The organism is Streptomyces humi (assembly GCF_001005085.2).
GTDB classification, from domain to species: Bacteria; Actinomycetota; Actinomycetes; order Streptomycetales; family Streptomycetaceae; genus Streptomyces; species Streptomyces humi.
The window spans coordinates 143,953-159,385 of the sequence record NZ_LBMU02000003.1; the positions used below are offsets into that span (position 1 = coordinate 143,953).

Below are 15,433 nucleotides of genomic sequence, written 5' to 3' on the forward strand. Positions count from 1 at the left end.
GCCCTCAGTCTCGCGCCACTCCCAGTTCCCCCGCCCGCCGTCCGCTGCCGCCACCGGTCACCGCGAGCGCCCCGTCCCGGTCCGTGCGCAGCACGACCGCCCCCAGGGCCTCCAGTCCGGCGACGGTCCCCGGTGCCGGATGCCCGTACGGGTTGTCCGCCCCGCAGGAGATCAGCGCGATCCTCGGCGCCACCCGCCGTATCAACTCCGGGTCCTGGAAAGCGGACCCGTGATGGGCGACCTTCAGCACATCCACCCGGCCCAGCACGGCGGCCGCCGGTGATCTCAGGAGTTCCTGCTGGGCCGGGGGTTCGAGATCCCCGAGCAGCAGCATGCGCAGCCCCGCCGAACGCACCAGCAGGGTGACACTGGCGTCGTTCGGCCCGTCCGGTTCCGGCGCCGGATCCGGCGGCGGCCACAGCACCTGCCAGTCCAGCGGCCCGGTCCTGCGCCGCTCCCCGGCCACCGCGCGCGTGAGAGGGACACCGTGCGCGGCCGCCTCCCGTGTGACGAACTCCGCCTGGTCCGCCGGTTCCGGAAACCCGGTCGTCTCGATCTGCGCGACCTCACGTCCCCGCAGCACCCCGGGCAGTCCGGCCACGTGATCGGCGTGGAAGTGGGTGAGGACGACCAGCGGAACGCGGGTGATGCCGAGTTCCCTCAGGCAGTGGTCGACCAGCTTCGGATCGGGCCCGGCGTCCACCACCACTCCCGTGCCCGCGCCCGCCGCGAGCACCGTCGCGTCGCCCTGCCCCACGTCGCACATCGCCAGCCGCCAGCCGGGCGGCGGCCAGCCCGTGACCACCCGGGTCAGCGGCGCCGGCCGTACCACCAGCAGGACCAGCAGCACCCCCAGTGCCCCGCACCACCACGGATGCCGCAGCAACCGCCGTCCCAGCGGTACGACGGCCACCGTGATCCCGGCCAGCAGCAGCGCCCCCGCCCAGCTCCCCGGCCAGTCCACCCCCGCCCCTGGCAGCCCGGCCCCGGTCCGGGCGATCCCCGCGATCCACCCGGCGGGCCAACCCGCGCACCACGCCAGCACCTTGGCCACCGGCATCGCCACCGGAGCGACCGCGAGCGCCGCGAACCCCAGAACCGTGGCCGGCGCGACCGCGAGCTCCGCCAGCAGGTTGCAGGGCACCGCCACCAGACTCACCCGCGCCGACAGCACCGCTACCACCGGCCCGCACACCGCCTGCGCGGCGGCCGCCGCGGCCAAACCCTCGGCCAGCCGCTCCGGCACCCCACGCCGCCGCAGCGCCTCGCTCCACCCCGGCGCCAGCACCAGCAGCGATCCGGTGGCCAGCACGGACAGCAGGAAACCGTAGCTGCGGGACAGCCACGGGTCGTAGAGCACCAGCAGCAGTACCGCCGTGGCCAGCGCCGGCATCAGGGACCGGCGGCGGCCGGTGGCCAGGGCCATCAGGGCGACGGCCCCGCAGGCAGCCGCCCGCAGCACGCTGGGATCCGGCCGGCACACGACGACGAACCCGAGCGTGAGCGCCGACGAGAACAGCGCGGTCGCCCGCAGCGACAGCCCCAGACGCGGGGCGAGCCCGCGCCGCTCGACCTGCTGCGCCAGTCCCGGCGGCCCGATGAGCAGCGCGAGCAGGATGGTGAGGTTGCTGCCCGACACCGCGAGGGTGTGTGCGAGATCGGTCTCCTCGAAGGCCTCGTCCAGTTCGGGGGTGATCCTCGAGGTGTCGCCGACGACCAGTCCCGGCAGCAGCGCCCGCGCGTCCTCGGGCAGCCCGTCGGTCGCCTCCCGCAGCCCTGCCCGCAGCCGTCCGGCCAGCCGCTGCGGTCCGCTCGGCTCGCCCACCACGGCCGGCGCGGGGTGCTCCCGTACCCGGAGCATCGCCGCGACCCGGTCCCCTCCCGTGGTCGGCGCCGCCAGCCGCCCGGTCACCCGCAGCCGCGTGGAGGGCAGCAGCCCCAGCCACTCGGCCCGGCCGCCACCGCCGGGCGCCGCCACCCCGGTGTCGACGACCACCAGCACCGGCGAACGCGTCGTCACCACCGTCCCGTCGCCCCGCTCCACCCGCCTCACCTCACCGCGCGCCAGCACGGCGGCCGACGTGGCGTGGTCTCCCCGTACCCGGGGCCTGCTGACCCAGGGGTCACCGGTGAGTTCCACCTCCGCGGTCACGGTCGCGTACTCGTGGGCCAGTCCCGGCACCGGCCCCCGGCGCACATCCGCCCCGTGCAACCCCGCGGAGACGGCCGCCCCGGCGACGCAGAGCAGCAGCGCACCGACGGAAGCTCCCCGCCAGGCCGGCCGGGGTGGCGGTGCGTCGCCGGTCATGTTCCGCGGTCGTGCCCCCGCCCGGCTCCGCCACAGCAGGATCAACCCGGTCACCAGGCAGCCGACGAAGATCCCGGCCGTCCACCCCGGCGGCGCGTCCAGCGCCAGCGCCGCCGTCACCCAGACCGCGAGGGCAGGCGGCACCAGCCGCAGGTCCGCGGTGCCGTCGTTCCGGGGAGGTACGGTCCCCCGCCGCGGGTCCGAGCCTGAATGGCCGGACCCGTGCGGGGCCGCGGACCGGGGCATGGGCAGGGGCAGGGGCATGGAGTGGGGCACGGATCGCGGCGGGGTGCCGTCGGTCGCCCGGCTCATGGCCGTACCAGGTCCCGCAGGTCGGAGAAGCGGCGATCGCCGATGCCCTTGACCTGGCGGAGTTCGTCGACCGAACGGAAACCGACATGCCGGGTGCGGTAGTCGACGATGTGCTGGGCCAGCACAGGCCCAACTCCCGGCAGAGCGTCGAGCTGCTCCACCGTCGCCGTGTTCAGGGAGACCGGCTCCGAAGGACCGGCTCCCGCACCGACACCCCCAGCGGTCCGGCCCGCCTGCCCGGCCTGGCCCGCCGCGGCCGGCGGAGCGGGACCCCCGACGACGATCTGTTCGCCGTCCATCAGGAAACGGGCCCGATTGAGTCCGTCGGTGTCCGCTCCGGGCCGTACCCCGCCGGCCGCCCGCAGCGCGTCGGCCACCCGGGACCCGGCCGGCAGGGTGTGCACCCCCGGCTCACGGACCTTCCCGGTGACGTCCACCACGACCTCACCACCGGCCCCACCGGCCGCCGCGGTGGTGCCGGGGCCGGCTGCGGTGCCCATGCCGGCACCGGCGGCCGCCACGTTCTCCCCGTTGTTCCTCTCGGGCCGCCCGGGCTGCGGATTCCTCTCGAACGGTGTCTGGGCGCGCACCACCTCCGGGGCGCTCACGGACTCGGTCCGGCCCGTCCAGAAGTGCTGCACGGCCAGCGCCCCGGCCACGACGAGAACCACCCCGAGGGCTACCGCACCCCGGCGTTCCAGACCGCAGCGCGTCTGCACCCACACCGGCATCCGTTCCCGCACGGCGACCCCGAACCGAGCCCGAAGCCCGGGAAGCGCCGACGCGCGCCGGTCCCTGTTCTCACCGGCGAGGGTGCGGGCCGACGACACGACGGCCGCCGCCGTCGACAGCGCCGCCACGGCGGTGCGCATCCCGGTGCCGGCCGTGCGCACCGCGGTGGTCGCCGCGGTCAGTCCGGGCGCTGAACCGGTGCCGGTCACCGTCCCCGCGGCAGGAGGTCCTTGTCCCTGCCCTCGCCGCTGCCTGGTGACCCCTCGTTCGCCGAAGAGGAGTTCCGCCCGGCGGCGCAGTTCGTCCGCGGGAGCGGGGCGGTGACGGGCGCCGGCCCGGACCGGGGGCCGCCGGTGCCGGGTGCGGCCGTCGGAAGCAGGGCCCCGGCCCGGGCCGCTGGTCGCGTGTGTCTCGTGTGAGCGTGATCGAAGTGCCATGCGACGAGGATCGGGCTTCGCACGGATCCGCGATGATCTTGCTCGGTTTCCGTGGACCACGACCGGGTTGTGGACAACTCCGCCACCCGGACGAGTGATCGTGCCGGGCCGGGGTCCGGGGTCCGCAGGTCAGCGTGGGGAGACGACCGCTCCGAGCAACCCGGGTCCGGTGTGTGCCCCGATGACCGCGCCGACCTCGCTCACATGAAGGTCGGCCAGCCCCGGCACCCGGGCCCGCAGCCGGTCGGCGAGAGCGGCGGCCCGGTCGGGGGCCGCGAGATGGTGGACGGCGATGTCCACCTCGGCGTCGCCGGCCCGCTCGGTCGCGAGTTCCTCGAGCCGGGCGATGGCCCGGGACGCCGTCCGTACCTTCTCCAGGAGATCGATCCGACCGCCGTCCAGCTGGAGCAGGGGCTTCACGGCGAGCGCGGAACCCAGCAGGGCCTGGGCGGCGCCGATACGGCCGCCGCGGCGCAGATAGTCGAGGGTGTCGACGTAGAAGTACGCCGAGGTGCCCGCGGCCCGCTTCTCCGCCGCCGTGACGGCCTCGTCCAAGGTGCCGCCGGCGTCGGCGGCCTCGGCCGCCGCGAGCGCGCAGAAACCGAGCGCCATCGCGACCATCCCGGTGTCCACCACCCGCACGGGAACCGGTGCTTGGCGGGCCGCGACGACCGCGGCGTCGTACGTGCCCGACAGTTCGGCGGACAGGTGCAGCGAGACGATGCCGGTCGCCCCCGACTCGGCGACCCTGCGGTAGGTTTCGGCGAACACCTCGGGGCTGGGCCGGGACGTGGTGACGGGACGCCGCTTCTGCAACGCCTGAGCCAGCGAACGGGTCGAGATCTCCGTGCCCTCTTCGAGTGCCCGGTTGCCCAGGACCACGGTCAGGGGAACCGCGGTGATGCCGTGCCGCTCCATCGTCCGCGGCGGCAGGTAGGCCGTTGAATCGGTGACGATCGCGACATGGCGGGACATGAGCTGGAGGTTACCTGGCGTAGCCCGGGCGCGGCAGCCCGCCCCCGCTCACCCGGACCGGGACCGGCCGCCTCAAGTGGTGCTCTCCGGCCGGGGCTTCTTCTGCCACGGGTACACCCGTGGCGGGCCGGGCGGAGTGATCGCGGACTGTCCGGGCTCCTCAGCCGTGTCCGGCCGGGGCGCCTCCGGCCAGGTCTGACGGTCACCCTGTCCGGGGGCCGCCGCGGGCCACGGCGGGGTCTCGGGCCCGGAGGCGGGCCGGGCCCAGTGGCGCAGGGCGTCCGCCTCGACACCGATCTGCGCGCTCAGGGTGTCCAGATCGTCGTCGGCGAAGCGGCGGGCCCGGTCGCGGGCCGCCCAGCGCAACGCGTCCGCGGACTCGGTGACACGCTTCGTACGCCGACGCAGCCCGGGCAGTCTCGTGACGAGCGTCGCCCGGTCCGGTTCGGTCTCCAGGCGCCTGAGTTCACCGTCCAGTTCCTGCCCGTGGGCGCTGAGCCGCTCGAAGAGAGCGAGGGACTCCTTCAGCGACTCGTCCTCGGTGACGCCCGCGTGCAACGCGTCCTGGGTGGCCCGCATGGAGGTGCGCAGGGCGAGGCGGAGCTGGGCGATCTCGGCCGCGGGGCCGATCTGGACCATGGACCTGGCGCGCAGTGTGTGGTCCTCGACCGTACGCCGGGCCTGCGTGATCGTACGGTCCACTCCGCGCTTGGCGGCACCGACCGCCTTGAAGGTGACATAGGCCCCGCCTGCGACGAAGAGCAGGAACAGCACGGCGAATACGGCGATCACTGCTTCCACGGTGCTCCTCCTCGCTCCCGACCACCCCGACCGCCCGAAGAGCCCGGCACGGGTGGCCGCGCTCTCCAACGGTAAACGCAGAGGGCAGGCCCGGAGTTCCAGAAAAACCCCGAACCTGCCCGTAGGGGACCACCCGGAGGCGGCCGGAGCGTCAGCCCGTGACGATGTTCACCAGCTTCGGCGCACGCACGATCACCTTGCGGATCCCGGCGCCGCCCAGGGCCTTGACGACCGTCTCGTCGGCCAGCGCCACCTTCTCCAGCTCCGCGTCGGAGATGGCCGGCGACACCTCCAGACGGGCCTTGACCTTGCCCTTGATCTGCACGACACAGGTCACGGTCTCGTCGACGACGTAGTGCGGGTCGGCGACGGGGAAGTCCCGGTGCACGACCGAGTCGGTGTGGCCCAGCTTGCGCCACAGCTCCTCGGCGATGTGCGGGGCCAGGGACGCGATCAGCAGCACCAGCGGCTCGGCGACCGCGCGCGACACCGCGCCGCCCGCCTTGGTCAGGTGGTTGTTCAGTTCGGTGACCTTGGCGATGGCGGTGTTGAAACGCAGGCCCTCCAGGTCCTGACGGACACCGTCGATCGCCTTGTGCAGGGCGCGCAGCGTCTCCTCGTCGGGCTCGGCGTCGGTGACGGTGACCTCACCGGTGGCCTCGTCGACGATGTTGCGCCACAGCCGCTGGAGCAGACGGAACTGGCCCACCACCGCGCGCGTGTCCCACGGCCGGGAGACGTCCAGCGGACCCATCGCCATCTCGTACAGGCGCAGGGTGTCGGCGCCGTACTCGGCGCAGATCTCGTCCGGGGTCACCGCGTTCTTCAGCGACTTGCCCATCTTGCCCAGCAGCCGGCTGACCTTCTCGCCCTCGTAGTAGTAGGCGCCGTCCTGCTCCTCCACCTCGGCGGCGGGCACCGGGAAGCCACGGCCGTCGCGGTAGACATAGGCCTGGATCATGCCCTGGTTGAACAGCTTGTGGAACGGCTCAGCGGACGACACGTGTCCCAGGTCGTAGAGCACCTTCGACCAGAAACGGGCGTACAGCAGGTGCAGCACGGCGTGCTCGGCACCGCCGACGTACAGGTCGACACCGCCGTGGGGCATGCCCTGGCGCGGACCCATCCAGTACTGCTCGACCTCCGGGTCGACCAGGTGCTCGCTGTTGTACGGATCCAGGTAGCGCAGCTCGTACCAGCAGGAACCGGCCCAGTTGGGCATGGTGTTGGTCTCGCGGCGGTACTTCTTCGGCCCGTCGCCCAGGTCCAGGGTGACGTTGACCCATTCGGCGTTGCGGGACAGCGGCGTCTCGGGCTGGGTGTCGGCGTCCTCGGGATCGAAGGTGCGCGGCGAGTAGTCCTCGACCTCGGGCAGTTCCAGCGGCAGCATCGACTCGGGCAGCGCGTGGGCGACGCCGTCCTCGTCGTAGACGATCGGGAACGGCTCGCCCCAGTAGCGCTGACGGCTGAACAGCCAGTCACGCAGCCGGAAGTTGACGGTGCCCTCGCCGATTCCCTTGCGGGCCAGCCACTCGGTGATGCGGGCCTTGGCCTCGGGAACCGGCAGGCCGTCCAGATGGATGTCGCCGTTGGAAGAGTTGATGATCTTCGCGTCGTAGGAGGCGAAGGCGTTCTCCCATGTGGAGGTGTCGGTGCCACGGCCGTCGGTCGGCTCGACGATGCAGACGATCGGCAGCTCGAAGGCGCGCGCGAACTCGAAGTCGCGCTGGTCGCCGGCCGGGACGGCCATGATCGCGCCGGTGCCGTAGCCCATCAGGACGTAGTCGGCGATGAAGACGGGGACCCGCTCGCCGTTGACCGGGTTGGTGGCGTACTCGCCGGTGAAGACGCCTGTCTTGTCCTTGGCCTCGGCCTGTCGCTCGACGTCGGATTTCGACGCGGCCTGCGCCCGGTACGCGGCGACGGCCTCAGCCGGTGTGGCGTGTCCGCCGGTCCACGCCTCGTGGGTTCCCTCGGGCCAGGCGGCCGGGGTGAACTTGTCGACCAGCGGGTGTTCGGGAGCCAGCACCATGTAGGTCGCGCCGAACAGGGTGTCCGGTCGGGTGGTGAAGACCGTGATGTTCTCGCCGTCGATCGGGAAGTCGACGCGGGCGCCCTCGCTGCGGCCGATCCAGTTGCGCTGCTGCAACTTGATGGCCTCGGGCCAGTCCAGCTCGTTCAGGTCGTCCAGCAGCCGGTCGGCGTAGGCGGTGATGCGCATGTTCCACTGGCGCAGCTTGGCCTTGAAGACCGGGAAGTTGCCCCGCTCGGAACGGCCGTCGGCGGTGACCTCCTCGTTGGCCAGGACGGTGCCCAGGCCGGGGCACCAGTTGACCGGCGCGTCGGAGGCGTAGGCCAGACGGAACTCGCCCAGGACGTCGCCGCGCTCGGCGGCGGTCAGCTCGTTCCACGCGCGCGTGTGGCCCGGTACGGCGCGCTCACCGCTCTCGAACTGGGCGATCAGCTCGGAGATCGGGCGGGCCTTGTCGGCTTCGTCGTCGTACCAGGAGTTGAAGATCTGCAAGAAGATCCACTGGGTCCACTTGTAGTAGTCCGGGTCGATCGTGGCGAACGAGCGGCGCTTGTCGTGGCCCAGGCCCAGCCGGCGCAGCTGCGCCTTCATGTTCTCGATGTTGGCCTCGGTGGACACACGCGGGTGCGTGCCGGTCTGCACCGCGTACTGCTCGGCGGGCAGGCCGAAGGCGTCGAAGCCCAGCGTGTGCAGAACGTTGTGGCCGTTCATCCGCTGGAAACGGGCGAAGACGTCGGTCGCGATGTAGCCCAGAGGGTGGCCGACGTGCAGGCCCGCACCGGACGGATACGGGAACATGTCCATGATGAACTTTTTGGGCCTGGCGACCAGCTCGGGGTCGCCGGCCAGGTCACCCTTGGGGTTGGGGGCCGCGTAGGTGCCGTCGGCGTCCCAGAAGTCCTGCCAGCGTGCCTCGATCTCGGCGGCCAGAGCGGCCGTGTAGCGGTGCGGCGCGGCCTCCGCCGACATGGCGGTGGCCGCGGGGTTCGTCTCGCTCATGATCCTCAAAGCTCCATCGGTCGTCTCTGCCTGCGGCTGCGAACTTCTAGAAACGAAAAATCCCCTCGCACAGGAGGGGACGCCGCGCCGATGCCGACCAGCCGTTTCGTCCGGCGGTCGGGACTGATCAGCGCGGCCCGCTAAGCAGAAGGCGTACGGCACGCATGGCGTCAGGGTACCGCAGCCCTTGAGCAAGCTGCGACGCGCTTACGTATCAACGGTTGACACGTGCGTCTAAGGCGACCATCGGGACGAGAGTTGAACCAGGTTCAAAAATTTCTTCGCGTAACGTCCGCTAAGGGACACCGCAAGGGCCGCGGCGCCCTTTGATAACAACGCAATAACTCAAACCTCGTACTGATCGGTATGGCGCCACTTAGGCTGCGGCACCGGGACCGCTTTCCCGAACTGCTCGGAGTTGCCCCCATGAACCCTCGTCGTAGTAACAGCTCGCTCCCCAAACCAGGCCGCTCGGCCTACGGGGTGGCGTCCGCTGTCGTCCTGCTGCTGATACCCATAGTCGTCCTGTTGGGAGGCGACTGGCTGCAGCAGTTCCTGAACTTCGGTGCGGGCGTTCTGGCGCTCGTCTGCCTCACCTGCTCGTGCATCTGGGGCCTGGTGGCCCAGGACCGCATCCTTCTCAACATCCGCCAGCGGATCGTGGCCCAGGCCATCCACCGGGTCACGGCGGTCGCCTCGATCGCGTTCCTGCTGGTGCACATCGGGGTGAAGATCGCGCTGGACCACGCCGACTGGATCGCGGCCCTGATCCCCTTCGGCTGGCTGGTCACCGGAAGCGGCGGCGCGAACCCGGGCAGCGCCACCCTCGTCGGCATGGGCTCCCTGGCCGCATACCTCATGATCTTCGTGGGCATCACCGGTGCACTGCGCAACCAGTTCGCCGCCCCGGCCATGGTGGCCGCCCGCTGGCGCGCGATGCACATGCTGGCCTACCCGGCCCTGTGCTTCGCCCTGCTCCACGGCCTCTTCGCGGGGCGCCCGGCGAAGACGTTCTTCATGGTGTCGTACGAGCTGTGCCTGGCCGGGATCATGGCGGCCCTGCTCCTGCGCGCCGCACCCCGCCCGTTCAAGCGCAGGTTCGCCGACCGGCTGGTCACGCTCCTCGGTGACTCGGACCGGTCCCGCATGAGCGACCTCGACGCGAGCCGCGCCAGGATGAGCGAATCCGGCCTGTCCGGCTACGACAGCCCCCGCGAGCGCGAGCCCAGGGGGCCGCGTGGCGACACCTCGTCCACGCAGTCGAACCCGCTGTTCCCGTCCGCCGCCCCCGCCTCCGACCCGGCCTCCGGCTACGCGGCCGCCTACCGGGCCACGAACGCGCCCGGGCAGTCCCAGTCGCCCTTCGCGGCCGGCCAGACCGCGCGCATGGAGCGGCTGGACGTCCAGTCCACCGGGCCCGTCCCGCGCGTGGACGGCCCCTCCAGCACCTCGGGCAGCTGGCCGGTCCCGTCCCCACCGCCGGTCGGCGAGGCACCCCCGTCGGCGTACGACCCGCTCCAGGACACCGGATACAACATCCCGGTCTATGGCAATCCGGGCGCCGGCGGTACAGGCGGACGTGATGTGTACGACACGGGTGAGACGAACGCCCGCTATGGGACGTACAACTCGAATGACACGTACAACAGCGGTCCCGCCAACGAACCAGCGCCCGGCGCGTCCTTCGACTCACCGGGTTCGGGCGAACCTTGGAACACGCCTTCCGGAGGCTATAGGTGAACGAGGCCCTGCCCGACGTACCAGAAGTCCGCGTGGTCGGCCTTCCGCAGCTCACGTCGGGCTTCGACCTTGTCGAACGACTCGATCTGCCCATGCACCTCAAGGTGCACGGGCCGCTTGAACCCCTGGGCGGGGAGCAGCTCGCGCAGCTCTCCGAACGCATCAACCTGAAGGGCCGCGGCGGCGCGGGCTTCCCCTTCCACAAAAAGCTGCGTTCGGTCGCCGAGGCCGCGATCAAACGCGGCGTACGGCCGGTCGTCGTCGTCAACGGCAGCGAGGACGAGCCGGCCTGCCGCAAGGACACGGTACTGATCAACCGTGCACCGCATCTCATCCTGGACGGCGCGCTGCTGTGCGCCGAGGCCCTGGGCGCCCGCACGCTCGTCATCGGTGTCACGCGGGAGTCCACCCAGCGCTCCATGGAGCAGGCACTCGCCGAGCGCGGCCTCAGCAACGGCCGCCGTTCCGCTCTGAAGGCATTCGTCCAGCGCAACCCGGTCCGTATGGTCACGGGTGCCGCCGCATCGCTGATCCGCTCGATCGACGGCGGCCCGGCGATCCCTCCCGGCCGCAAGACCAGCGCCTCGCAGAACGGCGTCGGCGGCGCGCCGACTCTGCTGTCGAACGCGGAGACGTTCGCGCAGCTGGCGATCGCCGCGCGTATCGGCCCCGAGCGTTATGGCAACACCGGCCTGTACGACGAGCCGGGCACCGTCATGCTGACGGTCTCCGGTGCCGTCGCCCGCCCCATGGTGATCGAGGTACCCACCGGCGTGCCGCTGCGCTACGTGCTACAGCTGGCCGGCGCCCCGCCGGTGCCGCAGGGCGTGCTCACCGGCGGTTACCACGGCAAGTGGATCGACGCGGCCACGGTCAACGAGGCGATCGTCTCCCGTAACTCGCTCGACGCGGTGGGTGGCGCGCTGGGCGCCGGGGCGATCCTGCCGATCACGCAGGACACCTGTCCGCTGGGCGAGTCGCTGCGGGTCGCCCAGTGGCTGGCGGAGGAGAGCGCGGGACAGTGCGGTCCCTGCTACCTCGGTCTGCCGGCGGCCGCGCGCGGCATGGAGGACATCCTCAACGGCGGCGGTCCGGCCGCCCTGGAGGCGCTCAAGCAGGTCGCGAAGAACGTGAAGCGCCGCGGGGCGTGCTCGCACCCGGACGGCTCCGCGATGTTCCTCGAGTCGACGATCAAGGCGTTCACGGACGACCTGGCCGCGCATGTCCTCGGAAATGGCTGCGGACGCCCCGTGGAAGGCGTTCTGCCGCTCTTCGAGGACGGCAAGATGCCCACCGGCATCCCCGGCGGCGGAGAGCCCGAGGACAACGGTGGCGGGAGCCGCCAGAAGATCTACGTCGACTGGACGCTGTGCCGGGGTCACGGTCTGTGCGCGGACATCCTTCCGGAGGTCTTCGAGCTCGGCGCGGACGGTTTCCCGACGGTCGCTCAGGCGAAGGTGCCGCGGTTCGCGGAGGCCAAGGCGATCCGTGCGGTGCGCCGCTGCCCGGCGCTCGCGCTGCGACTCGAGGAGGACACACGCTCCCAGGCGCCTGCGAAGAACCTGCCGGTGCTGTCGCAGGGTCGCGGCCGCCGGGCGCTGGGGCGCTGACCGCGGACCCACCGACGAAAGCGTGAAGGGGGCCACCCGCTGCGGGTGGCCCCCTTCGCGCACTCGGGTCGGTCGGGAAGATTTCCGGCAACGCCGAAGGCGGACCATCCGTCCGGATGATCCGCCTTCGATTTCTGTGGAGCTAAGGAGAATTGAACTCCTGACCTCCTGCATGCCATGCAGGCGCTCTACCAACTGAGCTATAGCCCCGTGTTTTGTTCCGCCCGGTTTCCCTGGTGGCGACGCCAACATTACACGGTCGACGGGGTGCATCACCAAATCGTTTCCGGTCTGTACGGATACGGGCGATAGTGTCGGGCTTCGTGACCGTGATCGCGTTCTCCGAGACGCGGCGCCGGGTGTCGGCGCCGCTGGGGGCGTGCCTGTTGTCGTTCACGGTGTTCTGGCTGGCGCAGCGGGCCGCGCACGTGTCGATGATCGACCTGATGGTCTACCGGGCGGAGGGGGCGACCGTCCGTGCGGGCGGCGACCTCTACGCGCTGCGCGTCACCGCGGCACATCTGCCGTCCACGTACCCGCCGTTCGCGGCTCTGCTGTTCACGCCGCTGACGCTGCTGGACGTACCGAGCATGCGCGCGCTGGCGACGGCCGGGAATCTCGCGCTCCTGCTGGCGTTCGTCGGGCTGTCGCTGCGGCTCGTGGGCCACGCGCGCGTGAGGTGCGTTCTGTGGGTCACGGCGGTGGCGGTGTGGTGTGAGCCGGTGTGGACGACGGTGCGTTACGGGCAGGTCAATCTGCTGCTGGCGGTGCTGGTCCTGTGGGATCTGTCACGCCGGCCCGCCGAACGCCCGGACCGCTGGGCGGGGGTGGGCGTCGGGCTCGCCGCCGCGGTCAAGCTGACGCCGGCCCTGTTCGCCGTCTTCCTGCTCGTCACGGGCCTGGTGGCGCGTTTCGGGGGCCGGGACGGGGGGCCGTGGCTGCGGCACGCGCGCGGGGCGGCCGGCGCCTTCGCGGGGGCGACCCTGCTGGCGGCGGCCGTCCTGCCGTACGACTCGTGGCGGTTCTGGACCACGATGGTGTTCCGCACCGGACGCGTGGGTCAGGCCGAGGAAACCGCGAATCAGGCCCTGCGTGGCGTTCTGGCGCGTTTGCTGCACACCGCTGAGCCGGGAGCCCTGTGGACGGCCGCGGCGGCTCTGACGGCCGTTCTGGGGCTCGCGGTGGCGGTCGTCGTGGAATTGCGTGGCGGGCGGGCCTGGGCGGTGGCCGTGTGCGCGGTCACCGCGCTGTTCATCAGCCCCGTGTCCTGGTCCCACCACTGGGTGTGGTGCGTCCCCGTGGTGCTGCTGCTGTGGTCGCGCGGGCACCGGGCGGTGGCCGCGGGGACGCTGCTGGTCTTCTGCTCGTACGCCCTGTGGTGGGTGCCGCACGGGCAGGGGCGGCCCGAACTGCACCAGAACACGCTCGACTTCGCGCTGTCGGCGCTCTACCCGGTCACCGGTGCGCTGTTCCTGGCGCTCGCCCGGACATCGTTGCCACGGCCGGCTCCCGCTCAGGCCGTGACGAACGAGTAGAACCTCTTGAGCGTGCAGTGCTCCTCCAGGAGACGGCCGTAGATCGGCTCGCCCTCCAGCTCACGGTAGGTCTCGATCGGGTCGCCTTTTATGATCAGCGCCCGCGCGCATTCCTCGCACCAGTACTGGTAGTCGGGGTTGATCGGCTCCATGTCGCGGACGATCGGGGTGCCGCTCCCGCACCAGTCGCACTTCCGCCTGTGTGCACCCATCGATCAGCTCCAGCTGTGGCCGCAGGCCGTGCACACGTAGGAGATCCCGCCGTTGTCGCCGAGTACTTGGGCCACATGCACGGAACCGCAGGAAGGGCAGAGCAGCCGGGTGATCGTGTCCCGTATCAACGCCGCACCGAGGAGGTGGCCGCCCTCCTCAAGGATGCTCGCAGGCATCGCTACTCCTCCCGTCGGGCCGCGCCCCCTTCCGGCCGTTTGATTCTGCCACGGCCGGACCAATACGGTCAGCGACGCCTCAGTACCAGTCCGGACACGGCGCCCGCGGCCGCCGTCGCGGCGAGCGTCCATGCGCAGGCTGACAGCGCCTCCGCAGAGGTATACGCCCCCGGGGCCCCAAGTGACTCAAGCCGGTTCAAGAACAGTGTGCCGAACGCCGCGACCCCGGTGAGCTGACCGAGTTGGGTGACGCTCGCGAGGAGACCGCTGGCGTCCGCCGCGTCCTCGGGGCGCACGGTTGCGAGCGCGCCCGTGAGGGTGGGACTGAAGGCAAGCGCGAGCCCTGCTCCCACTCCGGCGTACGCCAGAAAAAGCCACACGCCCCCGTCGCCGCCCCCGTGGAAGGCCACTCCGACGCCGGCCGTGCCCAGCGCGGTCAGCGCGAACCCGGCCGGGGTCAGCGCCCGCTGCCAGGAGCCGGGCCACCTGCGCCAGGTGAGGGCGACCGTACCGAACACGACGGCGGTCGGCGCGAAGGTGAGTCCGGCGCGCAGCGCGCTGTAGCCCAGGCCGTCCTGGACGTGCAGGGTGAGGGTGAACAGGAATCCCGCGTTGACGGCCATGACGGCGAGGATGCGCACCACGGCCAGGCTCATGCCGGGGTGCCGGAGCACCCTGGGGGCGATCAGCGGGGCGCCGCCGCGCCGGGCCAGCCTCGACTCGTAGCCGCAGAACAGGGCGAACAGGAGCGCCGCGGCGGTCAGGGACAGCCAGGACCACAGCGGCCAGCCTTCCTCCTGGCCGAGCACCAGCGGCACGGTCAGCAGGGACACGGCGGACCCCAGCAGGACCAGGCCGGGCAGGTCGAGGCCCCGCGCCCGCTGCGCCCCGGATCCGGTGCCGGACGGCAGGACACGCCGGCCGAGGACGAGGAGTACGGCGCCGACGGGCACGTTGACGAGGAACACCGGCCGCCATCCGGTGCCGAACAGGTCGGCGCCGACCAGGACGCCGCCGATGATCTGGCCGGCGGCGGCGCCGACCGCGAGGACCGCCGAGTAGGCGCCGAGTGCCCGGATCCGTGCCTCGCCGGTGAACGCGCGCTGGATGATGCTGAGGACCTGCGGGATCATCACGGCCGAACCGGCGCCCTGCACCAGCCGGAACGCGATCAGCGCGGTGGCCCCCTGGGCCAGGCCGCAGGCCAGCGAGGCCGTCGTGAACAGGGCGAGGCCGGCGAGGTGGACCCGGCCGTGGCCGAACCGGTCGCCGAGCCGGGCACCGGTGATCAGCAGCACCGCGTAGCTGATGGCGTAACCGGCCACGACCAGCTGCAAGTCGGCACCGGAGGCGTGCAGTTCGGAACCCATGGTGGGGGCCGCGACGTTCACGATGAAGACGTCCAGCACGGCCATGAACAGGGCCGCGAGGACGACCGGGAGGAGCAGCCGGGACCGGTTGTCGGTGCCGGGTGCTTCACTTTTGGCAGGGCTCGGAACGGGCGCGGGGCCCGGTCCGGTCCGGGATGTCGTCGTCATGTGTCCGAGCGTGACGACGGGCCGG

Annotated in this window: 11 protein-coding genes and 1 tRNA gene; 3 read left to right on the forward strand and 9 right to left on the reverse strand. The window is 71.8% G+C overall.

Going from position 1 to position 15,433, the window contains the following annotated elements:
• Positions 1 to 4: 4 nt before the first annotated feature.
• From AAW13_RS01810 to leuS, 5 genes are all read right to left on the reverse strand, one after another.
• Complete coding sequence (locus tag AAW13_RS01810; RefSeq protein ID WP_046733232.1) at positions 5 to 2,572, reverse strand: ComEC/Rec2 family competence protein; 2,568 nt, start codon at positions 2,570 to 2,572, stop codon at positions 5 to 7.
• Between the two features lie 44 nt (positions 2,573 to 2,616).
• Positions 2,617 to 3,789, reverse strand: coding sequence for a ComEA family DNA-binding protein (locus tag AAW13_RS01815; RefSeq protein ID WP_046733205.1), 1,173 nt, complete (start codon positions 3,787 to 3,789; stop codon positions 2,617 to 2,619).
• 129 nt (positions 3,790 to 3,918) lie between these two features.
• Positions 3,919 to 4,764: a DegV family protein gene (locus AAW13_RS01820; RefSeq protein ID WP_046733206.1), complete on the reverse strand. Its 846-nt coding sequence runs from the start codon at positions 4,762 to 4,764 to the stop codon at positions 3,919 to 3,921.
• 72 nt (positions 4,765 to 4,836) lie between these two features.
• A complete protein-coding gene (locus AAW13_RS01825; protein ID WP_046733207.1) occupies positions 4,837 to 5,565 on the reverse strand; it encodes a hypothetical protein in 729 nt (242 codons plus the stop codon).
• A gap of 151 nt (positions 5,566 to 5,716) precedes the next feature.
• Positions 5,717 to 8,596, reverse strand: a complete 2,880-nt coding sequence (leuS, locus tag AAW13_RS01830) for a leucine--tRNA ligase (RefSeq protein ID WP_046733208.1) — start codon at positions 8,594 to 8,596, stop codon at positions 5,717 to 5,719.
• Between the two features lie 426 nt (positions 8,597 to 9,022).
• Here leuS and AAW13_RS01840 point away from each other — a divergent pair, with 426 nt between their 5' ends.
• On the forward strand, positions 9,023 to 10,336 hold the full coding sequence (locus tag AAW13_RS01840; protein WP_206306129.1) for a ferric reductase-like transmembrane domain-containing protein: 1,314 nt from the start codon (positions 9,023 to 9,025) through the stop codon (positions 10,334 to 10,336).
• Entirely contained in the window at positions 10,333 to 11,946 is a 1,614-nt protein-coding gene (locus AAW13_RS01845; protein WP_046733210.1) for an NADH-quinone oxidoreductase subunit NuoF family protein, read from the forward strand. The genes AAW13_RS01840 and AAW13_RS01845 overlap by 4 nt, the downstream gene beginning before the upstream one ends.
• 137 nt (positions 11,947 to 12,083) lie before the next feature.
• Here the strand turns inward: AAW13_RS01845 and AAW13_RS01850 are convergent.
• A tRNA-Ala gene (locus AAW13_RS01850) sits at positions 12,084 to 12,156 on the reverse strand.
• A 113-nt stretch (positions 12,157 to 12,269) separates the two neighbouring features.
• On the opposite strand from AAW13_RS01850, the gene AAW13_RS01855 reads away from it, so the two are divergent.
• Positions 12,270 to 13,481, forward strand: a complete 1,212-nt coding sequence (locus AAW13_RS01855; RefSeq protein ID WP_046733233.1) for a glycosyltransferase 87 family protein — start codon at positions 12,270 to 12,272, stop codon at positions 13,479 to 13,481.
• Here the strand turns inward: AAW13_RS01855 and AAW13_RS01860 are convergent.
• The 3 genes from AAW13_RS01860 to AAW13_RS01865 all read right to left on the reverse strand — a co-directional run bounded on the left by AAW13_RS01860 (position 13,460) and on the right by AAW13_RS01865 (position 15,408).
• A complete protein-coding gene (locus AAW13_RS01860) occupies positions 13,460 to 13,693 on the reverse strand; it encodes a hypothetical protein (RefSeq protein ID WP_006136074.1) in 234 nt (77 codons plus the stop codon). The genes AAW13_RS01855 and AAW13_RS01860 overlap by 22 nt on opposite strands.
• Before the next feature lie 3 nt (positions 13,694 to 13,696).
• Complete coding sequence (locus AAW13_RS44635) at positions 13,697 to 13,870, reverse strand: hypothetical protein (RefSeq protein WP_107483215.1); 174 nt, start codon at positions 13,868 to 13,870, stop codon at positions 13,697 to 13,699.
• Positions 13,871 to 13,938: 68 nt separating this feature from the next.
• On the reverse strand, positions 13,939 to 15,408 hold the full coding sequence (locus AAW13_RS01865; protein ID WP_079178674.1) for an MFS transporter: 1,470 nt from the start codon (positions 15,406 to 15,408) through the stop codon (positions 13,939 to 13,941).
• Positions 15,409 to 15,433 lie beyond the last annotated feature (25 nt).